The sequence below is a fragment of the Psychrobacillus sp. NPDC058041 genome (genome assembly GCF_042885655.1).
In the GTDB taxonomy this organism is placed as follows: domain Bacteria; phylum Bacillota; class Bacilli; order Bacillales_A; family Planococcaceae; genus Psychrobacillus.
In genome coordinates this window covers 1-26,633 of sequence record NZ_JBHVRO010000011.1, presented here as the reverse complement: position 1 = coordinate 26,633, position 26,633 = coordinate 1, and the positions used below count along the sequence as shown (strand labels likewise).

Annotated in this window: 28 protein-coding genes; 8 read left to right on the top strand and 20 right to left on the bottom strand. The window is 35.3% G+C overall.

Annotation, left to right across the window (positions count from 1 at the left end; all coding sequences use genetic code 11):
- Positions 1-39: 39 nt before the first annotated feature.
- Entirely contained in the window at positions 40-807 is a 768-nt protein-coding gene (locus ACFVR1_RS15895) for a DeoR/GlpR family DNA-binding transcription regulator (RefSeq protein WP_387585409.1), read from the bottom strand.
- 256 nt (positions 808-1,063) lie between these two features.
- Here ACFVR1_RS15895 and ACFVR1_RS15890 point away from each other — a divergent pair, with 256 nt between their 5' ends.
- Complete coding sequence (locus ACFVR1_RS15890; RefSeq protein ID WP_387585407.1) at positions 1,064-2,122, top strand: LLM class flavin-dependent oxidoreductase; 1,059 nt, start codon at positions 1,064-1,066, stop codon at positions 2,120-2,122.
- Between the two features lies 1 nt (position 2,123).
- On the top strand, positions 2,124-3,077 hold the full coding sequence (locus tag ACFVR1_RS15885; RefSeq protein ID WP_387585406.1) for an ATP-grasp domain-containing protein: 954 nt from the start codon (positions 2,124-2,126) through the stop codon (positions 3,075-3,077).
- A 298-nt stretch (positions 3,078-3,375) separates the two neighbouring features.
- On the opposite strand, the gene ACFVR1_RS15880 is transcribed toward ACFVR1_RS15885, so the two are convergent.
- From ACFVR1_RS15880 to ACFVR1_RS15815, 14 genes are all read right to left on the bottom strand, one after another.
- A complete protein-coding gene (locus ACFVR1_RS15880) occupies positions 3,376-3,714 on the bottom strand; it encodes a hypothetical protein (protein WP_387585404.1) in 339 nt (112 codons plus the stop codon).
- 120 nt (positions 3,715-3,834) lie between these two features.
- A complete protein-coding gene (locus ACFVR1_RS15875; RefSeq protein WP_387585402.1) occupies positions 3,835-4,374 on the bottom strand; it encodes a VanZ family protein in 540 nt (179 codons plus the stop codon).
- Between the two features lie 139 nt (positions 4,375-4,513).
- Entirely contained in the window at positions 4,514-4,939 is a 426-nt protein-coding gene (locus ACFVR1_RS15870; protein ID WP_387585401.1) for an ester cyclase, read from the bottom strand.
- A 233-nt stretch (positions 4,940-5,172) separates the two neighbouring features.
- Entirely contained in the window at positions 5,173-5,460 is a 288-nt protein-coding gene (locus ACFVR1_RS15865) for a TIGR04104 family putative zinc finger protein (protein ID WP_387585400.1), read from the bottom strand.
- A 133-nt stretch (positions 5,461-5,593) separates the two neighbouring features.
- Complete coding sequence (plsY, locus tag ACFVR1_RS15860; protein ID WP_053589499.1) at positions 5,594-6,172, bottom strand: glycerol-3-phosphate 1-O-acyltransferase PlsY; 579 nt, start codon at positions 6,170-6,172, stop codon at positions 5,594-5,596.
- 89 nt (positions 6,173-6,261) lie between these two features.
- Positions 6,262-6,660 carry a hypothetical protein gene (locus tag ACFVR1_RS15855; protein WP_387585398.1) on the bottom strand — a complete coding sequence of 133 codons (399 nt, stop codon included), beginning with the start codon at positions 6,658-6,660 and terminating at the stop codon, positions 6,262-6,264.
- A 146-nt stretch (positions 6,661-6,806) separates the two neighbouring features.
- Positions 6,807-7,256: an NUDIX domain-containing protein gene (locus tag ACFVR1_RS15850; RefSeq protein WP_387585397.1), complete on the bottom strand. Its 450-nt coding sequence runs from the start codon at positions 7,254-7,256 to the stop codon at positions 6,807-6,809.
- Positions 7,257-7,355: 99 nt separating this feature from the next.
- Positions 7,356-7,985 carry a LysE family transporter gene (locus ACFVR1_RS15845; RefSeq protein WP_387585396.1) on the bottom strand — a complete coding sequence of 210 codons (630 nt, stop codon included), beginning with the start codon at positions 7,983-7,985 and terminating at the stop codon, positions 7,356-7,358.
- A gap of 387 nt (positions 7,986-8,372) precedes the next feature.
- A complete protein-coding gene (locus ACFVR1_RS15840; RefSeq protein ID WP_387585395.1) occupies positions 8,373-10,562 on the bottom strand; it encodes a YhgE/Pip family protein in 2,190 nt (729 codons plus the stop codon).
- Between the two features lie 67 nt (positions 10,563-10,629).
- Positions 10,630-11,199, bottom strand: a complete 570-nt coding sequence (locus tag ACFVR1_RS15835) for a TetR/AcrR family transcriptional regulator (RefSeq protein ID WP_387585570.1) — start codon at positions 11,197-11,199, stop codon at positions 10,630-10,632.
- A 92-nt stretch (positions 11,200-11,291) separates the two neighbouring features.
- The gene (locus ACFVR1_RS15830; protein ID WP_387585393.1) at positions 11,292-11,762 is read right to left on the bottom strand and encodes a FixH family protein; all 471 of its coding nucleotides are present in this window, start codon (positions 11,760-11,762) and stop codon (positions 11,292-11,294) included.
- Between the two features lie 5 nt (positions 11,763-11,767).
- Positions 11,768-13,141 carry a sensor histidine kinase gene (locus ACFVR1_RS15825; protein WP_387585391.1) on the bottom strand — a complete coding sequence of 458 codons (1,374 nt, stop codon included), beginning with the start codon at positions 13,139-13,141 and terminating at the stop codon, positions 11,768-11,770.
- Positions 13,138-13,812, bottom strand: a complete 675-nt coding sequence (locus ACFVR1_RS15820; protein WP_387585389.1) for a response regulator transcription factor — start codon at positions 13,810-13,812, stop codon at positions 13,138-13,140. Before ACFVR1_RS15820 ends, ACFVR1_RS15825 begins: the two co-directional genes overlap by 4 nt.
- Positions 13,809-14,753, bottom strand: coding sequence for a YncE family protein (locus ACFVR1_RS15815; protein ID WP_387585388.1), 945 nt, complete (start codon positions 14,751-14,753; stop codon positions 13,809-13,811). The genes ACFVR1_RS15820 and ACFVR1_RS15815 overlap by 4 nt, the downstream gene beginning before the upstream one ends.
- A 144-nt stretch (positions 14,754-14,897) precedes the next feature.
- Between ACFVR1_RS15815 and ACFVR1_RS15810 the strand changes: the two genes are divergently transcribed.
- Complete coding sequence (locus ACFVR1_RS15810) at positions 14,898-15,845, top strand: nuclease-related domain-containing protein (protein WP_387585387.1); 948 nt, start codon at positions 14,898-14,900, stop codon at positions 15,843-15,845.
- Between the two features lie 157 nt (positions 15,846-16,002).
- Here the strand turns inward: ACFVR1_RS15810 and hemH are convergent, their stop codons facing one another.
- Positions 16,003-16,935, bottom strand: coding sequence for a ferrochelatase (hemH, locus tag ACFVR1_RS15805; protein WP_387585568.1), 933 nt, complete (start codon positions 16,933-16,935; stop codon positions 16,003-16,005).
- A 16-nt stretch (positions 16,936-16,951) separates the two neighbouring features.
- Positions 16,952-18,004, bottom strand: a complete 1,053-nt coding sequence (gene hemE / locus ACFVR1_RS15800) for a uroporphyrinogen decarboxylase (protein WP_387585386.1) — start codon at positions 18,002-18,004, stop codon at positions 16,952-16,954.
- A 201-nt stretch (positions 18,005-18,205) separates the two neighbouring features.
- On the opposite strand from hemE, the gene ACFVR1_RS15795 reads away from it, so the two are divergent.
- Together ACFVR1_RS15795 and ACFVR1_RS15790 are read left to right on the top strand one after the other, a co-directional pair.
- Complete coding sequence (locus ACFVR1_RS15795; RefSeq protein WP_387585384.1) at positions 18,206-18,694, top strand: antibiotic biosynthesis monooxygenase family protein; 489 nt, start codon at positions 18,206-18,208, stop codon at positions 18,692-18,694.
- Between the two features lie 268 nt (positions 18,695-18,962).
- Complete coding sequence (locus tag ACFVR1_RS15790) at positions 18,963-20,132, top strand: M20 metallopeptidase family protein (RefSeq protein ID WP_387585382.1); 1,170 nt, start codon at positions 18,963-18,965, stop codon at positions 20,130-20,132.
- A 165-nt stretch (positions 20,133-20,297) separates the two neighbouring features.
- On the opposite strand, the gene ACFVR1_RS15785 is transcribed toward ACFVR1_RS15790, so the two are convergent.
- From ACFVR1_RS15785 to ACFVR1_RS15775, 3 genes are all read right to left on the bottom strand, one after another.
- Entirely contained in the window at positions 20,298-21,284 is a 987-nt protein-coding gene (locus tag ACFVR1_RS15785; protein WP_387585380.1) for an NAD(P)-dependent alcohol dehydrogenase, read from the bottom strand.
- 396 nt (positions 21,285-21,680) lie between these two features.
- Positions 21,681-22,877: an ABC transporter permease gene (locus tag ACFVR1_RS15780; RefSeq protein WP_387585379.1), complete on the bottom strand. Its 1,197-nt coding sequence runs from the start codon at positions 22,875-22,877 to the stop codon at positions 21,681-21,683.
- Positions 22,861-23,610 carry an ABC transporter ATP-binding protein gene (locus ACFVR1_RS15775; protein ID WP_387585377.1) on the bottom strand — a complete coding sequence of 250 codons (750 nt, stop codon included), beginning with the start codon at positions 23,608-23,610 and terminating at the stop codon, positions 22,861-22,863. Before ACFVR1_RS15775 ends, ACFVR1_RS15780 begins: the two co-directional genes overlap by 17 nt.
- A 553-nt stretch (positions 23,611-24,163) precedes the next feature.
- Between ACFVR1_RS15775 and ACFVR1_RS15770 the strand changes: the two genes are divergently transcribed.
- From ACFVR1_RS15770 to ACFVR1_RS15760, 3 genes are all read left to right on the top strand, one after another.
- The gene (locus tag ACFVR1_RS15770; protein WP_387585376.1) at positions 24,164-24,589 is read left to right on the top strand and encodes an HIT family protein; all 426 of its coding nucleotides are present in this window, start codon (positions 24,164-24,166) and stop codon (positions 24,587-24,589) included.
- Between the two features lie 120 nt (positions 24,590-24,709).
- Positions 24,710-25,234 (top strand): tryptophan transporter, encoded by a 525-nt coding sequence (locus tag ACFVR1_RS15765; protein WP_387585374.1) that lies wholly within the window; start codon positions 24,710-24,712, stop codon positions 25,232-25,234.
- Positions 25,235-25,338: 104 nt separating this feature from the next.
- Positions 25,339-25,695, top strand: a complete 357-nt coding sequence (locus ACFVR1_RS15760; RefSeq protein WP_387585373.1) for a YtxH domain-containing protein — start codon at positions 25,339-25,341, stop codon at positions 25,693-25,695.
- The last annotated feature ends 938 nt before the right edge of the window (positions 25,696-26,633 follow it).

Genomic DNA, 26,633 nt, shown 5'->3' with positions numbered 1-26,633 from the left:
TTATTTTTTTTTTAGAATGCATTGAATAATTACAATTGACTAAGTGATTTTAGCTACAATCACATTAACTCCACTTGCACTAATTATATCTATGTTATCATTGCTGGTCTCTTCATCTGTAATAATCATATCCAGTTTATGAAGCGGATACATTCTGCTAAAGAGATCTACTCCAAACTTTGAGTGTTCAATAAGTCCTATTACTTCTTTAGAGTTGTCATAAACGGTTTTGTGGAAAATGGACACTTCTGGTGTCGCTGTGCTCAAGCCCCTTTGTGATAAACCACCCCCTGCTGCAAAACATAAATCCATCGTGAATTGGCAAGCAAATTCATTAGCCAATGCATCCGTCATATTTCCTGAACTCTTCACTTCCCCACCAATCAAATATAGTTGAATATTATCCACCTCACGCAAATTATAGGCAACTTCCACAGAATTCGTAATAACGCTGAAGGATACATCCATAGGCAAATACTTTAGCAGCACAAAATGAATTGCCGCTCCACCGATAAATACAGTTTGCCCTTCTTTAATAAAAGTCGCTGCACTTTTTGCAATTGCGTTTTGATATACCGTTCCTTCTCCATACCTCTTAGAAGGAGGTTGTGGCATCGTTCGAACATTCGGAATGGGAATTGCCCCTCCATGTGTTCTTTTTAGTAATCCTTGTTCTTCCATTATTGATAAATCACGACGAATGGAATCAAGGGAAAGATTGTATTCGTTTGCTAATTCTTTCGCTAACACACGATCTTCTTTTTTCAACTTCTCTAAAATCTGTTCACGTCTTTCTTCGGAAAACATTTATTCATCCCCTATTCTAAATTATTCTTCTAATTTCATGTTTGTTAGGGTTTTCTCCCACCTTTTCTCTCATTACATTCTTATTTTTTTATGTTTATTCATTTTTATCAACTTTAACGTTCTTTAGTATTCATTTTTATTCTTCTTTATGCATGTTTTAGATATTAAATATCCTATTGTTCAAAACAAAGTATTATGGTAGGATTACTCTTAATTAAATATTTCTGAATATATGAAAAGTGAGGTGCATTCTTACATGAGATATGGTTTTTGGTTACCGATTTTCGGAGGATGGTTACGAAATGTGGAAAATGAGGAGATGTCCGCTTCATTTGAATATGTAAAAGAGTTGGCTCAAAATGCGGAGCAATGGGGATACGACTTAACGTTAATCGCGGAATTAAACTTAAATGATATTAAAGGAATAGATGCTCCTGCTTTAGATGCTTGGTCTACTGCAGCTGCTATTGCAGCAGTAACAAGTAAATTAGAAATATTAACAGCGATTCGCCCTGGTTTTCACAACCCTGCATTGTTAGCCAAAACCGCAACTAATATCGATCATATTAGTGGGGGACGTTTGTCATTAAATGTAGTATCTGCCTGGTGGGAAGAAGAAGCAAGACAATATGGAGGTATCTTTACTGCCCACGATGAGCGCTATGCTCGTACGGAAGAGTTTATTTCAGTGTTAAAAGGTTTATGGACCGATACTCCTTATTCATTCAAAGGAAACTTCTATGATTACGAGAATACTTATTTAGAGCCTAAACCAGTTCGGAACAAACATATCTCGTTATATGCTGGTGGCGAAAGTGAAACAGGAAAACAAACAATCGCAAATACATGCGATTCCTATGTCATGCACGGTGGTACAGTAGAAGAAATTGTGGAAAAAATTACAGATATGAAACATCGACGTCATAACTTAGGAAAAGTGCCTCTAGAAAATTTCGGTATGGCAGCTTACATTATTTGCAGAGATACGGAAGAAGAAGTGCAAGAGGAACTTGCACGAATTACTAATGTAACAGAAGGAACAGCTGGCTATGCAGGCTATAAAGACTTTGTAAGCAAGTCACATTTAAATGTAGACATACAACTGCAAGATTACTCGGTTTCGAATCGTGGGCTACGTCCAAATTTAATCGGAACACCAGAACAAATTGCTAAAAAGATTATTGCATTTGAAGAAGCAGGGCTCAATTTATTAATTTTACAATTTTCACCACAACATACCGAAATGAAACGCTTCTCCGAGCAAGTGATGCCACTAGTTGAACAATTAAAACAAGATAAGCAAGGGGTCAATTAATATGTCAAAAATATATGTAATACATGAAAATGATGAATGGACAGTGCATCTAACTAATCGATTGGAAGAATTGAACCTTCCCTATGAACTTTGGCATTTAGATGAAGGAATAGTAGATTTAACTTCTGAACCACCAGAAGGAGTTTTTTATAGCAGAATGAGTGCATCCTCTCATACACGTAACCATCGATATGCACCTGAATTAACTGCTAGCATTCTTACTTGGCTAGAGTTTCACGGTAAAACCGTATTTAATGGTACGAAGGCATTGCAGTTGGAAATTAGCAAAATTAATCAACAGCTCGCTTTAGAAAAGGCAGGTGTACGTACACCGAAAACAATTGGTGCGGTAGGACGGGATCAAATAGTCCGCGCGGCTAAAAAAATTGGTGTGTCTTCATTCATAACGAAGCATAATCGTGCTGGTAAAGGATTAGGTGTGCAATTATTTCATTCTGTTGAAGCACTTGAAAACTACTTAGATAGTGAATCCTATGAGCAGCCAGTTGATGGAATCACACTCATCCAAGAATATATACAATCTCCTGCTTCCTTTATAACAAGAGCGGAATTTATTGGTGGAAAGTTCGTCTACGCTGTACGTGTAGATACATCGAAAGGATTCGAATTATGTCCTGCAGATGCCTGCCAAATAGATGACTTATTTTGCCCGATCGGTGAAGAAAAAGAAGAAAAACCAAAGTTTGAAATTATCCAAGATATTAATAGAGAACAAATCGGTAGATATGAATCATTCCTGGAAGCGAATAAAATTGCTGTCGCCGGTATTGAATTCATATCAGACGCAAATGGTACAGTATATACGTATGATGTGAATACGAATACAAACTACAATGCGGATGCAGAAGCTAAAGCTGGAAAATATGGCATGCTGGAGCTAGCCAAGTTTTTAGAAAAAGCTTTGTTGAATGAACAAAATAAAATAATGGTGTAATAAAAAAAACCGAAAGTACCCCGTAAGTGCATCTTGTCTCCTCCATTTCCTGAGTGCTTTGTACGAAACATTGGCTAGACTGTTACCGGGGACTTTTGTGGATTGAGAAGTGATTGTTTCACTTCTCAACCATTTTTTTCGGTATTCTTGTGGCGGTAGTAGTCCTTCGCATTCTATGTGACAAGATTATAGATGTTATTTCATATAAAATAAAAATGCACATAAAAATGAGCTCGGAGATGTATCTCCAAGCTCATTGTATTTTATTTTCCATTTCCCAACAAAATCCTTCGTTAGTTTAATAAGATATACTGTATTTCTTTAATATTGAACGTATTTCATATCCATAATTACTTGGGAAGATTTCTACAAAAACTATTTTACCTTCTATTACTTCAATTGTTCCTATCCCTTCAAATGCAAAACCTTCAAGTTCATCTTCATTTTCATTTTCATTTTCTATATAATGAGAAAAATAAAATGAACCACAACTGGGTTCACCGCAATTGCAGAGTTCTTTTATTCGAAGATTATCTACTTGAGCTAATATATCTAATCTGGATATACTGGTAAAATAGTTTTTTATTCTATTTGCCAAATGAGGTAAAACATTAACAAGTAACGGGTGATTTTCCATTTATAACAACACCCTTATTAGTATAATTTATTGTTTATTTTATCGGATGTTCTTCTTCAACTAACCTGCTGCGTTAGTTGAAGTGCAATATTTCACATTGAAGCCCCGACACATTAATAATTATCCGTAATTCCCGTACCTAATAACACCAATTTTTAATATCAGCACTAATGCAAAAATACATATAGTTCCGATTAAAGCTAAAACATTAAGGATTTTATTTGCTTTTGTACTAAACAGCTTACAAAATACAATATAAACTCCAACTCCAATAACTCCACCTAATGTATTTCCCATAAGGTCAGTTATATCACTACCTCCAATAGCAAAGATGAATTGCAATACTTCAAATAACAAACTAACTCCTGCTATTGGTACAATTTTTTTCAAGAAAGACCAATTTGATTTTACCATACTGATATAAATTCCAAATGGGATAAATGCAAGTACATTTAAGATTATTTCATTAAAATCTATTTGATTATTAACAATAACTGAACCAGCAAAAGGGGTTAAGTTGATTCCCCTAAAATCCGTGAAATGATGCAAGTCTTGAAATGAAAATTGCATTTTAAAGAGTATAATCCATGTTAATACAAATAAATATACGGCCAACAAGCCAGCAGATATTTTATTTTGATTATTTTTCGATTTTTCCATATAAATCCATCCCAACAATAAAGAAATGCGTGATTTTTACGATAAGATTCTTGAAGAATGAAGGCCTTTTATTGACAAACTATTAGCTGGATTAGTTCAAGAAGAGGTTATTATCCTAACACTTTAAAATATTAACCAACTATTTAATATGTTTATTGTACTCTAATTGTTTGTGTACTCCTGACCTATCAATTTGAATCCAATACTCGGAAATTTTTTCATCTTCTATCTTATATACGGCACTTGTTATTTGAGTTATTGGAAGTCCTGTAGGTTGATATCCATCGACTACTCCTACGTGTGCACCTACTTGTTTCCAGCGGACATATACTTTATGTCCTTGTACCAATAATTCTTGAATTTCTAAAGAATAATTACCATAGGCTTCAATCATTTCTCTAACGTGTTCAGCATAATCTTTAGGCGTCCTTAAGACTGTTTGTTCTTCCTCGGATACAATCTGATGAGCCAATACTTGTTCGGACATTAATTGATTTGAGTAGTCAGGATTTTTACCTGATCGTACTTCTTCAAAAAATTCTCTAATTATTTGTTCTGGTGTCATTTGAACACCTCCATATTTATTTCAATGCTTATTCTACCAGAATTGATGCTATTATTACTATTAAACTAGTCGAGTAGAAGGGAACCTCTCTACCTAATCCAGGGTTATAGATAAAGTTAAAAAGCCCGAAACTAGATTTAAGTTCTTATTCAACTAACCTGTTGCTTTAATTTAAAAAGAAAAAGGCTTTACTCCTTCTTGAAGTAAAGCACCGTTAGCTTATGTACATTAGTTCACAAAGACTCTTTATAAGTAACAAGAAAAGGTGCCAACAAAGAACCAATTATAAAAATAAAAATAGCTAAGCCAAGTGTCACAAGACCATCGCTAAAAGGAGACAGAAAATAACCGAAGGTGAGCATTGGAAGAATAGTTAAAGAGACAAAAATTAACCTGCTTGGTAATGTTATCTTATGTGTTGTCCCGCATTCGTTACATTCAATAGGTTTATAACTTAGCCAGAAGGATTCATAGATTTTACTCCAACTAAAATGTGCATTGCATTTCTCGCATTTTTGCAAAGCTAATAACCTCCAGTATAATTTTCGAATTTTCTAAGGCGTCGATTTATTAACCTGCTCCGTTAGTTCAACAAGAAAAAAAGCTTTACCCCCTTCTTGATGTAAAGCATACCGTTAGCTTAACAAGTAAACACTAATTTTCAACTATTTTGTTCTCTGTTCCATTTACAATTCTCTTTATATTTTGTCGATGTAGTATGATTATTGATACGCTTATTAGTAGAGAAAGTGCTATGATAACTTTATCTTCAAATATAAGACTGTAAATGAATAATGCTATACTAGCCAACATTGAACTTAGTGATACATACTTTGTAAATAGCAAAGTTAAGACAAACATAACAAAACCAACAAAAACACCTAAAGGAGTCAAAAACAAGAAAACTCCAGTTGCTGTCGCAACAGCCTTTCCACCTTTAAAACTAGCAAAAACAGAAAATATGTGCCCTAATATGGCTAATAAACCACATACAATAGGGTTAACTGTAGAACCAAGTATTAGGGGAAGTAAACAAGCAAATGTACCTTTTAATATATCAGCAATTGCAACAATTACTCCTGCTTTTATGCCTAAAACTCTATAAGCATTAGTTGCACCAAGATTACCACTACCGTAATCACGAATATCTTTCTTATAAAATATTTTACCGATTACTAAAGCAAATGAGATTGAGCCAATTAAATAACTTAGAATCAAAGTTAAAATGTTCACAGTATTATCTCCTTACATAGTTTATTAAGTAAGTCTTTCTATTTATTGCACATAATTTCCTGCAATCCTTCTTACATTAACCTGCTTCGTTAGTTCAATAAGGATGTTTCTTCTTCACCGTTATTAAAGAAACCCTTTGGATACAAATGGTCCTCTTCAGCATCTACATCTGGGTACTTAGTAAAAACTGACTCAAACTCACCACTATCGGTGAGGTATTTAATAACTTCAACAATTCGTTCTCTACTTGCTATATCAATTAGAACCATATCGCTTGCTTGAAAGTACGTTCCATTCATACATTCGCCTGTCTTTTCATTCTTCTCTCTTAGATTCTGAATGTTTTTGTATGTGAAAAATGTTGCCATCCAAACAGAACGGTCTGGAAGAGTTACCTTTACATCCGTATTTACATCCTCAACATCCCATTCTTTAGATTCCCACTCTTCGGCTTCTATCCATATATTTCGATTACTTTTTTCTATCATAAGAATTCCACCTTTTACTTAGTTATTACACTTATGCTTGTTCAACTAACCTGCTTCTTTAGTTCAACAAGAAAAAGCTACCCTTACAGGCAGCTACTTTTATTAGCTAAAGCACCCGGTAGTGCGATAAGGACCACAGCAAAATTCTATTTTATATAGTCAAATATTTTAATGTCTACCTCATCTATATATCCAATCTGTTCTTTTAAATCCCACAATTTTATTTCAGACGTCTCATTATTTTTTTGAAATGGTTGGAGTTCTTCAAGAGTAGTAAAATAGATAGGATTATATTTCACTTCATCATTCGATAGGCTTTTTACTTTTAACAAACCCATAAATTCTAAATCTGAAACGATTTGACCAGTTTCCTCGTAAAGTTCTCTGATTGCACAATCCTTTGACGTTTCATTCTCCTCCCTTAGCCCTGCTGGCAATTCCCATTGTTTTCTCCACGTGTTATAACATAAAAGATATTTGTCATCACACTTGATTACTGCATATGAGCCAGCTAATCGTTGATAATCGTATATTTCATCTTCTCTTACAATAAGAAAATCAAGAAAATTAAAACCATTGTTCTTAGTGGTTTTCAATTAAACACCTCCTCGTTCTTGATACATTACTTCTTAAACTATCCTGCTCCGTTAGTGAAAAAGTGATTGTCATTGAAACAATCACTTTTTCAAAGAATTTTATATATATAACTTTACACTTTGAATAAACTCATAAATAAAATATCCTGCAAAACCAATTAATAAAATCCCAGATATTATTGTTAACCATTTAATCATATTTCGATTTAGTGCTTTTCTTGTAATGGATATAATGGTGAGTAATCCAATATCATGTAGCAATATTCCACTTAAAATTCCTAATGCAACTATGAAAAAATAATTTTCATCGCTTGCATAATTTTTTGCAAGCACTACTCCAAATACATTTACCCAAAAAACAAGATTACCTGGAGATATAGCCACAAGAAGACCATTTTTATAAGAGCTAATAAAAGACTTTGATACTTTTTCTCCAGATAAACTGATATCTTTATCAGCATTTTTTATTGAATCGTAACCTAAATACAATAAAAAACCAGCTCCGATCAGCCACATTGGAATTTGAACAATAGGTAACGCCAATATAGAAGCAAGTCCTGTTGATAGCAAAATGATTAGCGCAACATCAATTGTCATACCGCCTAATCCTACTGCCCATCCATGTATAAATCCATTTTTCAATCCTTGTTTTGTCATTTCGACAGTAATTGCCCCAACAGGCATTGCAATGGCCAACCCTACCATTACATAAGCAAAATACAAACTCACATAACCACTTCTCTCATAAGTAAAGATAGATAGCTTCTTTCGTCCGTTTATGTGAATTATTATATAGAAAAAAGTGTGGTTAATTCAACCTCAACTTCTACTAAACTGTGAATTTGTAAAAATACACCTTATGTCTATAATTCTATTAAGTTGGCAATAAACCTTTTAATTTTTAGGGCGAATGGAATTGTTACTGTCAAAAGCATGGACTTCGTTTGAATAAGGATATTGTTACAATAGGTAATGTAGTCTTCGACGACATTAATCACCTGCGCATTTGTCGCATGTTAGATTCCGTCGAGGTAGAACGTTTCAACCTTTTCCTTTTACATAACCATAATTAAAAACGCCTATCTCATCCTTTCATGAGATAGGCGTTCTAAATATTTAAGCTTCTGTCGATTGCTTAGAATAACGTTTTTTAAACAATAACATAAAGTACCCAAATGTTAATGCTAAACACACGATCATAAATCCTATTAATACACTATTGTTATGCCAATAAAAGCTTGTATCTCCTGTTGATATCGCTGCTCTAAAACTTTGAATTGAATAAGCCATCGGTAATAACTTATTAAAAACTTGTAATTGGTGTGGAATCAATTCTAAAGGAAATGTTCCAGCACTTGTTGATAGTTGTAGTATTAATATGAGAATAGCAACAAATCTTCCTGGATTATCTAAAACCGATACTAATAGCTGTACGATTGCTAAGTACGTAAAGCTTGTAATAATCGCAGTAAGGATGAGCATGCCAACGCTTTGTGTTTCTAATTTAAGTACAAATAATGCAATAGCAACTACAATTAAAGATTGTAAAACACCTACAACTGCAAGGACTGTTGTTTTACTTGCAAACCATTTTGCTCCACTAGTTGGCTTAACAGCTGTTTGTACTAATGGGAATACGACGGAAATGATTAATGCCCCTACAAATAAACCGAGCGATAAGAAATAAGGGGTTAGACCTGTTCCATAGTTTGGTACGGCATTTATTTCTTCCTTCTTCACATCTACCGGAGAGGCTACCATGTCATAAGTTGAGTTATTCGCACTTACTTCTCCAGCTTCGCTACTTGCATCTTGTAAACTCGATTGCAATGTATTTGTACCATCTACTAATGCTTTCGTTCCATCCGCTAATTTTGTAGATCCATCTGCAAGTTCTCCAGATTTTTCAGCTAGCGTTCCTGTACCTTGTTGTAATTGAGATGAACCTGATTTCAACTGATTTAAACCACTAACTAAGCTATTTGAACCCGCATATGCTTGCTCAATTCCCATGTTTAACTCTTTCATTTTTTCAGCAAGCGTATTTGTACCTGTTGCTAAATTAGCAGAGCCTTCTACCAATGAAGCAGATGATTCATTTAACTTTGCAACGCCTTGACTAGCTTGTTTATATCCATCACTTAATTGTTCTGCTCCACTACGTACTTGAGCTGTACCACTTGATAACGCCGTTGTTCCATCTGTTAGTTTCTCTAAGCCCGCCGTTACAGTTGTACTTCCATTCTCCAGTTGCTTCAATGTTTCCGTTAAAGCAGCAGCTTGTTCTGCTGGAAGTGTTGTGCTTAATTCTGCAATTTGTTTAGATAGTGCTTGAATACCGGATGTTACTTGGGAAGAACCTTTCGTCAGTTGCTCTGCACTGCTCTTTAATGTAGTTGAACTAGTTTGTAATTGCGCTAATGAATCAATCAATGCTTTGTCTTTTTCACTAAGCAATTGATAGCTTTCATTCAATTTTGCAACACTCGCAGTATACTGGGAAATACCAGTTTTTAATGATTCAGCTCCCGTTGCTGTTTGGCTTGCACCTTCAGTTAATTGCGTCGAACCATTAGATAATTTAGAAAGACCATCGTTTAATTGGGTCGAACCAGTTACTGCTGTTTGTATACCTGTCGTAACTTTTCCTGTTCCCTCACGAAGCTCAATCGTGCTACTCGCCAATTGCTCTAAATATCCTTTTAGATCACTTGCACCATTATTGACTTCAGATGCTCCATCTTTTAATTTCCCTGCACCATTTGATGCATCTGCAAAACCGTTCCCTAGTTTTGAAATCGAATCAAAAAGTTGCTCCGCATAAGTAGTAGTAACTTCTTCATTCACTTGTGCACGAATTCGTTCCATCGCTGTTGTTCCAATTTGAGAGGAAAGGAAGTTGTACCCTTCATTTGGCTTATATGTTATCACCATTTTTTGGGGATGATCATCCAATAAAGTAGTTGCATGCTGAGAAAAATTTTCCGGTATTTCAATTAATAAATAATAATCTCGATTTAATAAACCTTGTTCTGCTTCTTCTTTATTCATTGAAACAAAATGGAATTGGTCACTTTCCTCTAACTTATCGGTCAATTCCTTTCCAAGAACAAGCTGTTTACCATCGAAATCAGCACCTTTATCGGAATTGACAATAGCTACTGGTAAATTATTTAAGTTTGAATATGGATCCCAAAAAGCCCATAAATACACTACTGCATACAAAACCGGAATAAATAAAACAGCAATAATAGAAATCAACATTTTTTTATCTTTAAATATACTTTTCCATTCTGATTTAATCATTTTAAATCCCCCTAATACCGAATGACTATTTTACTCATTTGGTCATTTATGTTCAAAAAAAGAAGTCTCAAATTAAGAGACTACGAAAAATAGTATCCTGAAACAAGGTAGCAATACACTCTTCAGAGAGTGGTTCTTTATGTGTCAAATCCCAATCTACAATAAATGCTAAGTAAGCTTTAAATAATAGATAAGCAACAAGTTCACTATTCACATTACTAATTTCACCTTTTACAATTGCCTTTTCCATTTTCGTTTGAATGAATGAAACTATCTCTTGTTCAATTTGTATTAAAACTTGCTGTACTGCGGGAGTTCGCAACTCCTTCTCTTCAGCAATAATTTTAGCAAATAGCTGATGTGTTTCACGGAATTCCAACATCTTCATTAGTGCACGATGAGCATTTTCTTGAAACGAGGCTTCTTCTTTCAAGACATTTTGTGCTTCCGTTTTCATTTCATTTATCATCCGAAGTACAATTTCTTGAAAAAGGATATCTTTATTTTCAAAAAAAGTATAAATAGTACCTTTTCCTACATTAGCAATTTTAGCAATTTGGTCCATGGTAGTTGCTTTGAAACCAAATAGAGAAAAGGATTTTGTAGCAGCTAGAATTATTTCTTGTCTACGGTCCACCATTACTCATCTCCTAAAATAAAAAATGACCAGAAAACCATTTTGGTCATCTAGTCATTATAATACGCTTATTTTATTTTTTGTGCAAGTATTTATTTGTGATCGTTATGGCTCATTGAATTATCACTATCGTCTGGAATTACTTTGCTCATATCGGGATTGCCGACTTTTAGTTCTTGTTTTGGCATCACATGTAGGCCGCGCGCGTTCGTATGGGCAAACATATAGTAAATACCATCATGATCAAAAGTATATTTTGCTTCGTATACTCCATCTTTCGTTAATTTGCCCTCTAGCATCGTACCATGTTCACGCATTCCAGATTCCCAGACTTCAAATTCTACTTTATCTGCATCATCCACCGTTTTATCTCCTTGGGTAACTTTTGCAGATAATGCAACTTTTTCACCTACTGGTAGTGCCTCTGGAGTCTGAATATTTACTACTACTTCTTCAAGCGTTCCTTCATTATGTGAGTGAGAGTCATGTGTTGTTGCTTCTTTACCGCCGCACCCTGCTAAAGTGAGTGTCGTTAAAGCTAATACCGTTAATATTTTTTTCATATGAGTTAATCCTCCCAAATTGGTAATGTAATGTGTACTGTCGTCCCTTTTCCTACTTCGCTTGTAAAATTGAGTGTTCCATTTTGACTGGTAACTAATTGCAAAGCAATAGATAGTCCCAATCCAGTTCCTCCATCGAAACGACTTCTAGCTTTATTTACTCTGTAAAAACGATCGGTAATATGAGTTAGATGCTCTTTTTCAATTCCGCATCCTTCATCTATTACCTGGATAGTATTATGGTTATTTAAAATATATATAGTTGACCCCTCTGGTGAATACCGAATTGCGTTTTCCAATATATTTATGAGGATTTGTTTCGTCATTTGTTCATCTGCAACTAATATTAGTTCTTCATCTATATCCACTGATAATTTTAATTTCTTGGCATCTATATTCGATTGTATGAGGTGAATTACTTCACGAATAGTTTCCGCTATGATAAGAGGAGATTTCTCCACAACCTCTAAATTTTCAGCTCTTGAAACAGTTAGCAAATCATTAGTCAGCTTCTGCATACGGTTTGCTTCTCGAACAATGAGATGTAAGATTTCTTCCTTTTGTTCCTCGGTGACTAATTTTTGAGCAAATGCTTCACTATACCCTTTAATATAACTAATAGGCGTTCTTAATTCATGTGAAACGATAGAAAGAAAGTCTCGCTTTTTTTCATCCTCTTCTTGAATTGAAGCGGCCATTTGGTTAAACGTTCTTGCAAGTTCGCCCACTTCATCTTGGGATTTTACATCTACTCGTGTCTCGTAATTTCCTGCCGCCATCGATATAGATGCTTGCTTTAGTTTTTCTAAAGGATTCAGAACTCTTTGTAAGCTTTTTAAACTAATGAACGCCATTCCTATTAATAAGAATGAGACGAATATTAATAAGTAGAGGACATCATTGGATGCGAGCTCTGTTATTTTTGTTAATGGTACATACAAATAAATGATTCCTTCTAATCGATTTTCATCAACAAGTGGATAAATAACCGATACTACTTCTCGATTAAATCGACTCTCAAATCCTCGCTTTGAAACAGGGTTTCCCGCAATTAACTCTGCACGTTCATCCGCTCCGATTAAACTATCATAATCAATATCGAAAGGGATACATGCACTTAATTCCCTTGGGTTTCGAACAGTAAACACTTCTATATCGGAAAAACGATTATAGTCCTCCGTTTGTTTAATAAAATCGTCTGTTACAACCCCACCATGATATGTATGTTGGATATTTTCTGCAACTTCTTTCATAGCCGTTTCGGTATGTTGCACGTAAAGTTCTTCATATAGGAAATTTGTGAATAATACTAAAAAAACAATGGTAATAGAAATAAAGGCAAGTAAGAGCATCCAAATTTTAAAGGATAACTTTTTCATTCTGTTACCTCAAAACGGTATCCTATTCCCCATACTGTTTCAATGTATTTCCCAGCAACTTCTCCGAGTTTCAAACGCAATGTTTTAATATGTGTATCAACTGTTCTAGTGCCACCTTCATAACTTAGTCCCCAAAGAAGTTCTAATAGCTGCTCCCGTGAAAAGACCTTTCCCTCATTCTCCATAAAGAGGCGAATAAGTTCATATTCCTTTAGAGTAAGGATAATCTTTTTATTTTCTAATTTTATTTGTCTCGACAAAGTATCATTTACTAGTAGTCCTTTAGTTATCGTGCTACTATTCATTGTAAATCCCGTTCTTCTCAAAAGAGAACTAATTCTTGCGGTCAGTTCTACTGCAGTGAATGGTTTTACAATGTAATCATCCCCACCCAGCTGAAGCCCTTTTACCAAATCTTTTTTTGCATCGAGAGCTGTTAAGAAAATAATTGGAATCTTTGAAAATTGACGAATCTCCTTACATACGGTAAAACCATCTTTTTCAGGCATCATAACATCTAAAAGCACAAGATCTATTATTCTACTTTGGAGAATGTCAATTGCTTCATTTCCATTCCCAGCCTGAATTACTTGAAATCCAGCTTGGTGCAAATGCATCTCAATTAGTCTGCGCATGTCCTGTTCATCATCTACGACTAAAATAGTTGTCATTTGCTTACCTCCCTCGTTATGAGCTGAAATGGGCCTTTTCCTACTTGAACCTTATTTATTATCTTTCCATTTCGTAAAAAGTATACTTCGTGATCATCATACCCAGCAATAACTACCGTATCACCAAAAGTATTAATAGAAAAGGGATTCGCTCCTACTATATTAGAAGAAACTAGCTCGCCGTCTTTAGTAAATTCTCGAACACTACTATTTCCGTGACTAACAACATAAATATGTCCATTAGAAGTTTGTGCAAACCCAATAGGCATCATTGGAGCTTCCATTTCCCCTTGTAACTGTCCACTTTGTAAATTGTATTTGCGAATTCCTTTGTTTGGCTGACTTCCCGCTCCATGTCCACCTATCCAAAGCTCATCGCCATTCAAATAGAGTCCATGAGAAGAGTTTGGAATGTCCCATGTTTTAACAAGTTGTAAATCTTTTATAGTAAAAACCGACAAGAAAGTATCCTTGAAATTAACTACATACAAGTACTTCTCATCCGCGATCATCGACATAGGGTATCTACCTGTTTCAGCTTTCGCTAGTTCTTTTCCATTTAAGTCGAATAAAGTTACCGTGTTTTCTTTTCCATTGGCTACATAAATGGTGTCTCCAACTGCATAGGCATTTGAGGTTCCTTCATGAACAGCATACGTTTCTACAATTTTCCCAGTAGAAAGTTGGATCAGCACTGCTTTATTAAGTGAATAGCCGTACAGGAGAATATAGTCTTTTGAAACAAGGGTAAAGCCAGTGTAAGCCTCATCCAATTTCCAACTTTTGAACACTTCTTGTTCTTTTGAAATAAAATCAATGGAATGCTCTGTTGTGTTTAAACTTGCAACAAAATCAGTAGACGAATTAATGGATGGAAGTGTGGAATCTGAACATGCCACAAGAATTCCACATAAAAATAAAAAGCCCAGTATTTTTCTCAAAAATTCGCCTCCTTTTCTTCTAGTCTATCGAAAATATGTGAAAAAAGTTTGAAATGCAAATGAATATGTTTGGAAAATCTATTCAAAATGAAATTGTCTCGATTTGGAGATAATTAACTCTCTTGTTATGATAATGGAAAGGTGGTGATATCAATTATATCTCGTTTTTTTCCTCAATCTTATATAGAGTTAAGTCGACTTCTTATGCGACTGGAGCCCACACACCCTAGTAAAAAAGATTTTGAAAAAAAGTTTTATCAAATAGAGGCAGGCTATTTTGGTGAAAAATTAGTGGATAATACTTTGTTAGAAGTAAAATTTCCTCCCCACTGTTGTACCTTAACAGATGTCCATTTGAAAATTCATGATCATCTCATCATTCAGATGGATACTCTAATTATTACTAAAAAGTATCTGCTAGTTATTGAAGTGAAAAATATAGTTGGAACCATGACTTTCCAAAAGCATAGTGGACAAACAATACGCACGCTCGATGGCGTAAAGACTCCTTTTGAATGCCCAATTGCGCAAATCAATCGGCATATACAAGCTCTCGAACAAATGAAACTACCTCTACCTATTTTCAAAGCAATCGTTTTTTCTTCAAATCGAGTAATATTAGAAAACATTCCAATGGACGAGCCTATCTTCTTTAGAAAAAACCTACCCTCTTTTATCCAAGACTTAAATCAAAAAGAAGATCGAATAAACACTTCACAATTTAATGAACTAATTAGGAGAATTCAATCCACGCAACATGTAGTCCAACGAAAACCGCTTTGCGACAGATGGAGAATTTCTCCGGATTCGCTTATCAAAGGATTACTATGTAAAGTTTGCGGAAACATTTTAAAGAAAATATCAAATAAAACATGGAAGTGCACAAAATGTGAATTAATTGACAGAAATCCGATAGACCATAATATCGACGACTACTTCTTCTTAGTTAAAGATACCATTACTACTGCCGAATGTAAGGACTTTTTTCACTTATCCTCAACGCACGAAGCATATTATATGCTAAAAAAAAGCAATTTAAGTAGACTAAACTTTGCTAGGAAAAGTGTCTATCAAAAGAATATTGAGGTTTAATGAGATACTCTAGGATTTTCTGAGATACTCTGAGATTTTCTGAGATACTCCGGGATTTTCTGAGATACTCTGAGATTTTCTGAGATACTCCGAGATTCCTAGATTCTTGAAGCTAAAAGCCTCTAGCGAATAAACGCTAGAGGCTTTCTATTTCTATTTATGCACGAATATGCTTTAATACAACATCTGCCATTGCATCGATAAAGAGAGGTTGATCATTTGGCATTGCTGGACGAATATATGCTGCACCAATTTCATCACAGACAACTTTACATTCGTAATCGTTATCGTACAGTACTTCTAGATGTTCTGCTACGAATCCAACTGGTGTATAGACAAATGTATTAAATCCTTTTTCTTCATGTAATTCTTTTGTTAAATCTTGCACATCGGGACCGATCCAAGGCTCTGGAGTTTGTCCTGCACTTTGCCAGCCAACTGCATAATTTTTTACGCCTGCTTCTTTAGCAATTAGATCTGCAGTTTCTTTTAATTGGTCTGGGTAAGGATCTCCCAATTCTTTAATTTTTTCAGGAAGTGAGTGAGCAGAAACAATTAAACATGCTTTTTCACGTTGTTCTTCGGACATTGCTGCGAATGCAGCTTGTACTTTTTCTGTCCAATATTGAATGAATTTAGGCTCATCATACCAACTTTCTACTGAAGTAATTGTTAAATTACCTAGCTTTTCCGCTTCCTCCTTAATTCGACCATTATATGATTTAATCGAGAAGGTAGAGAAATGAGGTGCTAATACCATAGAAACGGCTTCTGTAATACCGTCTTTATGCATTGCAGCAACTGCATCTTCTAAGTAAGGTTCGATATGTTTTAACCCAATATATAGCTTAAATTCGATTTCATCTTGCACTTCATTCAATCGATTGCAAAGACCTTTTGCTTGATTTTCAGTAATTTTAGCAAGTGGAGAAATACCACCTATTGCTTGGTATCGACCTGTTAAGTCCGCTAATTGTTCATCACTTGGTTTACGTCCGTGACGAATATGTGTGTAGTAACGTTCAATATCTGCTTCTGAGTATGGAGTTCCGTACGCCATTACTAATAATCCCATTGTTTTTTTCATAATAGTCTCCTCAAAAAGTTTAGTTATTTTTAGCAGCAATTAGTTCTCTACTGTAGTCATGTACAAATGCTGTTAAACGTTTTAATGTATCTGGATTTACTTCTGGGAAAACGCCATGTCCAATATTAAAGATATGTCCTGGCTGTGCTACCCCTTGTTCCACAATAACTTTGGCACGTTTCTCTACTTCAGCCCAGTCCCCGATTAAATACGATGGATCAAGATTTCCTTGAAGTGTTTTCGTAATACCTTTTGCACGAGCTTCTTCAATCGATAAGCGCCAATCAAGACCAACTACATCTACTGGTAGATCATTCCATTCCATTGCTAGATGGCTCGCTCCTACCCCAAATGTAATAAGTGGGACACCTAATTCACGAAGTTCCGTGAAAATTCGTGTCATTACTGGTTTAATAAAAATACGATAATCCTCTACATTTAAAGCTCCAACCCATGAATCAAAAATTTGAATTGCTTTCGCTCCTGCCTTCACTTGTGCTTTAATATATACAATTATCATATCAGCAAGCTTATCCATTAGTGCAAACCACGCTTGAGGCTCTGATACCATAAAAGCTTTTGTTTTGTTATAACTTCTAGATGGTCCGCCTTCAATCATATAACTGGAGAGCGTAAACGGAGCCCCTGCAAATCCGATTAATGGAACATTTAATTGTTCGGTTGTTAGCAATTTGATCGTTTCTAACACAAAAGGTACATCATCTTCTGGTGATAAATCGCCTAAATTGTAGACATCTTGTACAGTACGAATTGGATTCGAAATGACTGGGCCAACACCCGCTTTTATTTTTACATCTACCCCAATACCTGGTAAAGGTGTTACGATATCTTTATACAATATTGCGGCATCTACATTGTAATTCTCAACTGGAAGACGTGTCACATAAGCACATAATTCTGGCTCATGGGTAATTTGTTCTAACGAGTATTTTTCTTTTATTTTTCTATACTCCGGTTGTGAACGTCCTGCTTGCCTCATGTACCATACTGGCGTGTGATCTACGGCTTCTCCACGAGCTGCACGTAGTAATGTATCATTAAAAGTTGTCATTTTCTTTTCCTGCCTTTCTTCTATATAACCGTTCTATGTTTGAATATACGTTTTCACTATAGACGTTCTCTAACTAATTGTATATAAATATAGTGTAATTGTCATAAATTTGTCCTGTATTTCCAGTCTTTCTTCAGACACTGAGTTTTTAAATTGACTTTAATGGGAAAAGTAATATCAATTATGATTGGAGGAATTTTAATGAACTTGTATATGACATCGGGAACTCCAGAATTTATGGAAACAATTAAAAAGAAATACTCAAATGAAGAACTATTTCTTCTACATGGAGTAGGGAACTCCTTTCTTATCCACGAAACAACTGGCAAATCTATTTTCCAGGCTCCTATGAAATACGAAGTACTTGAATCTTACGGTAACTTTACCGGAAAAGGTTATTTCGTATTGCAACATATTCCTGTTTCGGATGAAGGCCGCCCTATATTCGAATTCCAGTATACCAAATTAACGAGCACAGTGGAAAAAGAACCAGGTTTTATTGCACTTCGTGTACTTAAACCTTTACAGACCGATACGTATATTATTTTAACAGAGTGGTCAGGTCCTAACAGTTTCGACGTATGGGAGAAATCGATTTCACTGAATTTTGATCATGTCGCTGATAAACAACATATTTTTACGAGCGCACCTTATATTTCAACTTATAGGTCAACGACAGATGAAGACTAAATAAAAGACTTCCTAGACAGTAAACGAACCCGAAGAAGAGTTCGCTTACTGTTTTTTTTATTATTTACTTCTAGGATTTAGCGCGCTTTGGCATTTGTTTTCGCGGACTAGCCTAATTTTAAGAGGTTTTGCTTACTTGATTACAATAGTTAACGTGAAATTTCGTTAAGTATTATTCAGAAAAGCTTTTGTCTTCAATTAAGGACGCCTAAATAAATGGTTTTTTCTGCTATAATCTTATTAAAAGTAAAAACGGAGGGTAAAACGTATGACAGTAGCGTTAATAGAAAAGCTGGAGAAGTCTTTCGGAGACATGGTTACAATTCGTCGTTATTTACATATGCACCCAGAGGTATCATTTCAAGAAACGAAAACAGCAAAGTACATTCAAGACTTTTATAGGGATTTAGGAATTTCTTTTCAAGCAAATGTTGGGGGAAATGGCGTTGTTGCAAGAATTAAAGGGGCATCACCTGGTAAAACTGTAGCTATTCGTGCCGATTTTGATGCTCTACCAATCCAAGATGAAAAAGAAGTAGACTACAAATCTACGATTGACGGTGTGATGCATGCTTGCGGACATGATGGACATACCGCTTCTCTTCTCATTCTTGCACGCACATTAAATGAAATAAAAGATCAATTAGTAGGAGAATACGTGTTTATTCATCAACATGCAGAGGAATATGCACCTGGTGGAGCGAAACCAATGATCGATGAAGGATGTTTAGAAGGTGTAGATGTTATTTTCGGTACACATTTGTGGTCGTTAACTCCTCTTGGCACGATTGAATATAAATCCGGTCCTATTATGGCAGCTGCTGATCGATTTGAAATAACCATTCAAGGTAGAGGTGGGCATGGAGCTAATCCCCATCAATCTAAGGATGCAATCGTAGTCGCTTCCCAGTTAGTTGTAAACTTACAACAATTAGTTTCAAGAAGAGTCAATCCAACAGAAGCCGCAGTTCTTTCAGTTGGTTCATTTGTAGCTGAAAATGCTTTTAATATAATTGCAGATTCTGCAAAACTTTCGGGAACGGTGCGTACTTTTAATCCAGAAGTTCGTGATTTGATGGAGCATGAATTAGAAAGAGTTATTAAGGGCACTTGTATCTCAGCTGATTGTACCTATTCTTTTTCTTACGACAGAGGATACCCACCTGTCATTAATCATCTAGCAGAAACAGAGTTTTTAGAGAAGGTTGCAAATGAAGTGCCAGGTGTTGAAAAGGTAGAAGAATCCATTCTACACATGATTGGTGAAGATTTTGGCTATTACATGGAAAAAGTTCCTGGAACCTTTTTCTTCACAGGTGCTATGCCACAAGGAGAGGTTTTCCCTCATCATAGTCCAAAATTCGATTTTGATGAGCGAGCAATGCTAATTGCAGCAAAAACATTAGGATGTGCAGCTATCAAATATCAAACACAATAAAATTTAGTGCAAGCGATATAATTTAGATGCAATACAAAACAGTGGCAAATAATCCAATTTGCCACTGTTTTTTTTATTCAACTAAAGCCCAGTTAGCTTAAGTATAAATCCTCTTATTTGGTCATTTACACTACCATTTTATTCAACTTGGGGTTGCTTCATTAATTAGGATTTGTTGTTATGTTCAACATTTATAACAACATTTCCCCTCTTGTGTCCTTTCTCTACATATCTATGAGCCTCCACAATCTCATCAAACGAATAATATCTGTCAATGACCGCTCTTATCTTCCCCATCTCAACAAGTTCTTTAAGGAAGTTTAATGCTTCTGAAGTTTCAGGTGAATTTCGGCTCAATAATAGTTTCTTGCTACTCGTCAATTTAGTCCATAGCATTTGTACACTTGGTAGCGGTTCAGTAACATTTATATAGGTACCGTTGTTCTTTAACAATTTCATACAAGCTGAAAAGGAACTCTTGTTTACCGCTTCAAAGATGATATCATATGTTTCATCTGTACTCGAAAAATCCTCAGCTGTATAATCAATTACTTTGTCTGCTCCAAGAGATTTAACTAATTCCAAATTATTGTAACTACATACCCCTGTAACGTTTGCTCCGAAATGTTTGGCAATCTGAACTGCATAACTTCCTACACTTCCTGAAGCACCATACACTAAAATTGATTGACCGCTCTTTATACCTGCTTTTCTAAGAAAATACAATGCTGTGCGAGCTCCAATAGGAATGGCAGCAGCTTCTCCATAAGTTATATTGCAAGGCTTAATAGCTACAGGACCATCTTCCTCCAAACACTTATATTCGGCATAAGCACCAAACCCAGCCAAGGATGACGCAAAAATTTGGTCCCCTGGATTAAACTTTTTTACACTTTTTCCGACCAATTCCACTTCTCCAGCTAATTCCATTCCTAAGATTTCTTTTTTTGGTCGTCTTAAACCAAGTGTTATACGTGCAGGCAGCCAGAAAGCAGGAGGAACTGTAAAACTTCGTGTCCTAATGTCTGCTACTGTTACGGTTGTTGCTTTCACTTTAACTAAGATTTCATTTTCTTTCGGAATAGGTTTTTCTAACTGTTTTAGTTCAAGAACATCTGGGGGACCGTACCTTGTGTACACAATTGCTTTCATTTATCCACCTCAAATTCGTTTTATACTTAATATAATACGTTTTTCGAACAAATAGACCATTAGTCAAATAGCTGATCTTAAACTATCCTCCTACTTTAGTTGAATAAGAAAAAAGAGCTGTCCAAACAGCTCAATGTAGAAACAAGATATTGCTTGTGATTGGACAATTTAACCACCATTAATTGGTGGTTTTTTAATTTAAATTTCTTCAACAAAACTGCTAGATAAGTTGAATAAGCACCTCTAGTAATTGCACCATATGTTTCCTCGAAAAAATACTAAAAGTAGTGGATTTCAGCTGCGAAATCCACTACTTTTATGCTTGTTTTTATATCAACTTTTTCCTATGTGGGTACTCCACAAGAGAACCACTTAGATTGAAGTTCAGAATTTCGTCTATTTTTTACTCATGCGAAGTGTTAGTTCGGATATGACAAACACGATAACCGGTATTATCATCCACGATAAAGCAAAATTACCTTGGACGGTTATTCCAAGTAAAACAAATAAAGCTTGTACGAATTGAATCATACGAAGTAATTTATTTACAGCTAGCTTTCTAGCATTCGAATCAATTGGAAATAACAAATCCATACGGAATTCATGACCGGATAGTAATGAATGCTTTAACTGTATAACTGTCGCAAAGCCAAGTGCACCTGTAAAAATTAATGCTACGATTGGAAACGGTATGAATATAGCTCCTAAAGTCGATAAAAAAGTTAATCTAACCCATAAATAAAAATAATCATCTGTTCGTACAAATGTACGTAACACTAGATAAAATTGTGCGTTATGTTGCGCGTATGGTGCAAATTTATAAAAAGCATCTAACCATCTTCTTCTTCTTTTTTTACCTTTAATATGCGGAACATCCGTGAAATAGTTCGCAAATCGATAAAAACGCATCATACGTGATTGTTCCACTTCAATGAAATGATCGAATGGAAAAGGTATATCTTTCTTTTTCTTTTGCCAAACAACAAGATAAATTATTCCAATAATCGCTATTCCTATCGCAATTATTAAATAACCACTCATTAGGAAATATAACGCGGAGAATAATAATAGAAACCGGACAAATCGATCCATCCACACATATTTTCCATTAGCTGCCCAACGATAATTGAATTCCACAAACATGTTCCAACCTTTTAGTACTAGAACAACGAAAAAGAGAATAAAAACCTCATTTTTTGCCATACCACCTATTTTGGTAAGTAGTGGAATAGAAACAACAAAAACCGCTAGTGAAACAAAGACACTCGAAAAGTAAGTCCATCTTAATGCTAGCTTAAAATATTCTTTCAGCTTTGTTTCTAAAGGTAAAAAATAGACTCCATCTGCATGTTTCATTAGCGAAACAGGAGGGCTTATTATGAGAAATAGACTTAATAAGAAAGCAACAAGTAAAAATGAAGGAAAATCAGTTGGCGCAGTTTTTAGCCATTCACTGTAAGCATATCCTGCTGCTCCAATTGCGAAAACTAGCACAATCGCAATATGACCAGAAACAATATACTTTAAGTATTTTTGTAATTCATTTATATAAAATACGAAACGTTTATTCCATACTTCACGCAAATTTTTCATCTTGTTGTTCCTTCGTCATTTCGATATATAAATCATCTAGCGTTGCATGTGGCATATTAAAAACTGCTCGCAAATCATTCATTGTTCCTTGCGCTCTAATTTTCCCATTGTGTAAAAGTAAGATTCGATCACAATATTTTTCTGCTGTGGATAAAATATGGGTCGACATAAGGACTGAGGCCCCTTCTTCTTTTCTCGCTTTCATTTGATCAAGTAGTGATTGAATCCCTAGAGGATCTAAACCAACAAATGGCTCGTCTATAATATATAAAGAAGGACTTACTAAAAAAGCACACATAATCATTACTTTTTGCCGCATTCCTTTAGAAAAATGCGCTGGAAACCAGTTCAATCTCTTTTCCATTCGAAACTCTTTTAGAAGTGCATCTTTCCGCGCTTCAAATACAGATGAATCTATGTTGTATGCCATAGCTGTTAGTTTCAGATGTTCCATTAACGTTAGTTCATCATATAAGACGGGAGTTTCTGGAATGTATGAAAAAGAAGAACGATATATTGCTGGATCTTCTTTCATAGTTTTTCCTTCTAATCGAATTTCTCCATGTGTGGCATTCATTGTACCGATAATATGCTTAATCGTTGTACTCTTTCCTGCACCGTTCAATCCAATTAAACCAACTAATTCACCTTTCCCTATCGAAAAATTTAGATCATGTAAAACAGGCTTTTTTGTATAGCCTCCTGTGACATTATTTACTTCCAATACTGTCATATCTGCACCTCATCTCTAATTGATAGTTTACCAAAGCTAGTAGGAAAAATCTTCTTTCATTAAACGATGGCACTAAGTATTATTCTAGCAAATTTTCCATTAGATATTTACTGTTAAGATTAGCGCTCTGGCATTCGCTTTCCGAGTGGCGAGCGACGAGTCTCATGCTCCTGCGCAAGCTCGTCGCAAAAAAAATTGCCGCCGTCCTAAATACATAACTTATAGACACAGTAATTTGATACTAAATCGTATAGACTTTTTCAAAGCGCTCCTAGAAATAGAGTGGAAGCTTTAACATTTCTACACTATACTTTTAAATTCTAGAAAATCGTTGAAAAAGGCGACACTCCTGCGGGAATAGCGGTAGCTGAAGCAACGACCGCGGATAGGGAGCCGTTTCAACGTTTAATCTCCCCTGCTTAAGCTCATCGCAAGCAAATTGCCACCGCACTAAACCCTATAACTTGAAGTAATAATTTTAAGTACCTTCTAATAAACAAACCTGTCCTATTATATGTTAAACTTTTCGTAACAATGAATAGGAGGTTTTTACATGAGTGAATGTATTTTTTGCAAAATAATTGACGGCTCGATTCCAAGCGCTAAAATTTATGAGGATGAGCATGTTTATGCTTTTATGGATATAATGCCTCTTACAAAAGGGCATGCACTTGTGATTCCAAAAAATCATAAAGAAAACGTTTATGATTTATCAGAAGAAGAGGCAAGTAATTTATTTAAAGTTGTTCCTAAAATTGCTTCGGCATTGAAAGAAGCATATGGACCCGTTGGAATGAACCTTTTAAATAATAATGGAGCTGCTGCTGGGCAAAGTGTCTTCCATTTTCATTTACACTTTATTCCTCGATATGATCAAACAGATGGCTTCCGTGCTACGTGGAATACAAAAGAAAAAACTATGACTTCTGAATTTATTCAAAATTTAGCAGGCGAATTGTTCGAAAAGTTAAATAATTAACAGGTTGCAAATAAATTTAAAAAGACTTACAATCTAATTAAGTTTCTTGCTAATGATCAAGAGGATACATTAGAGGAATCTTACAAACTATAGCTTAGAAAAGCTGAGGAGAGATGAGAATTGAATACAAAAAATTTAGTTTTAATGTCATTATTAATTGGTGTCGGAGCAGTACTTTATATTGTTATCCCAGGATTTAATGGTGGGATGAAACCAGACTTTATGTTAACAATGATGTTTATAGGGATTTTATTATTTCCAAATGTAAAAAGTGTTTTTTTACTAGGGGTTTCTACAGGAGTTATATCTGGATTGTTTTCCACATTCCCAGGTGGATTTGTTCCGAATATCATTGATAAATTTGTCACAGCATTCGTTTTCTTCGGATTGGTAGTATTACTTCACAATGTTGCAAATAAATTAGCGGTAGCTGTTGTTCTAACATGCGTGGGTACTCTAGTTTCTGGCACAGTTTTCTTATCAAGTGCTATTTTCTTAATCGGAGCAAATATACCTTTCGTTGGGCTTTTAGTTGGTGTAGTTTTGCCAGCGATAGCTATCAATGCTGTAGCATTCTTTATTATATATCCAATTATCGGAAAGATTATAAAAAGAACAAAATTCGAAATTGCCATTACAGCTTAAAATTACTTGCTTTCCTTTTATAAGGAAAGCTTTTTTTGTATAGAAAATTATGTTTTAATTAGGTCAAGGAAAGGAATAATACATATAAACAAGGGGTGAATAAAATGAAAGCAACACATTTCTTATTAGGTATTGCAACAGGAGCAATCGCAGGGGCAACTACTGTACTTCTTTCTACCCCGCAATCGGGTGGAGAGCTTCGATCATCTATAAAATCTACTTCACTTGATTTTAAAGACAAACTATCAGATGTAAAATTACAAATACAAAATCTTAAAAACTCAGTTAGTCTATTAAATAAGGAGTCAAAAGAAGTTATCCCAGATGCTATCGATGATTTAAAAAAGAGCATTGCAGAGTGGAAAAATGAAACGGCTCCAATCCAGCAGCAACTACAAACCGAAATCCATTCCATCCAACAAGCAATCGAAGAATTAGAAAAAACTTTACCAAAACCATAAGAAGATTTTTTTTTTAAAAACCGGGCAAATAGATGCCCGGTCCTTTCATGAAGAATAGCATATGAATGTCGCCTGATTTCCGCAACGACGGACGCTTTTTACGTGCATGACTTCAGTCTCCAAAACCATGAAGGCTTTGCCTCAGGGAAGAAGCATCTTTAGCCTTAATCCCCTCTCTCACGTTCCTGCGGGACCTTCCTCTCAAACTTATCCCACAGAAATCGCCGTCAACTCCTATCCAACTAGTATGTATGGGACGATTTATAATTGCTTCGTAGGAAACATTTAAATCCCATGAATATTAGAAGTGAACTACATTTTATCGGATACATAATATTTCACCAAAGTTTTAAAAAGCAATAGCATCTCTTATTCAACAACGATTACAGAATGGCATGATCACTACTTTTACTTAAACTAATTCTATCCTCTTAGCGATATATGAGCTAAATCTTCTTGTTTGTCACTACTCACTTAATGAATTGTAGTGAAAGGTGGCGACTCCAGTCGGAGGCCAACAGGATGTTGGTCACGAAGGCGTTGCCACACGATGTGGCGCTCTTAGCCTTTGTTCCTATGTGAGACAGATGAGCCATCACAAACGACGCGAAAGCGGCGCCCCCACGGAACGCGTCCACCTGAAACGAAAATCCCCAGTATTATTTAATTCTTTCAAGTTCATTAGTTAAGGAACTACATTTTATCCGGATGCACAAAATTTCACCAATTTTAAAAAGTAATAGCATCTTATTCAACAACGATTTCAGGATGGCATGATTACTACTTTTACTTAAACTAATTCTATCCTCTTAGCGATAGCTGAGCTAAATCTTCTTGTTTGTCACTACTCACTTAATGGATTGTAGTGAAAGGTGGTGACTCCAGTCGGAGGCCAACAGGATGTTGGTCACGAAGGCGTTGCCACACGATGTGGCGCT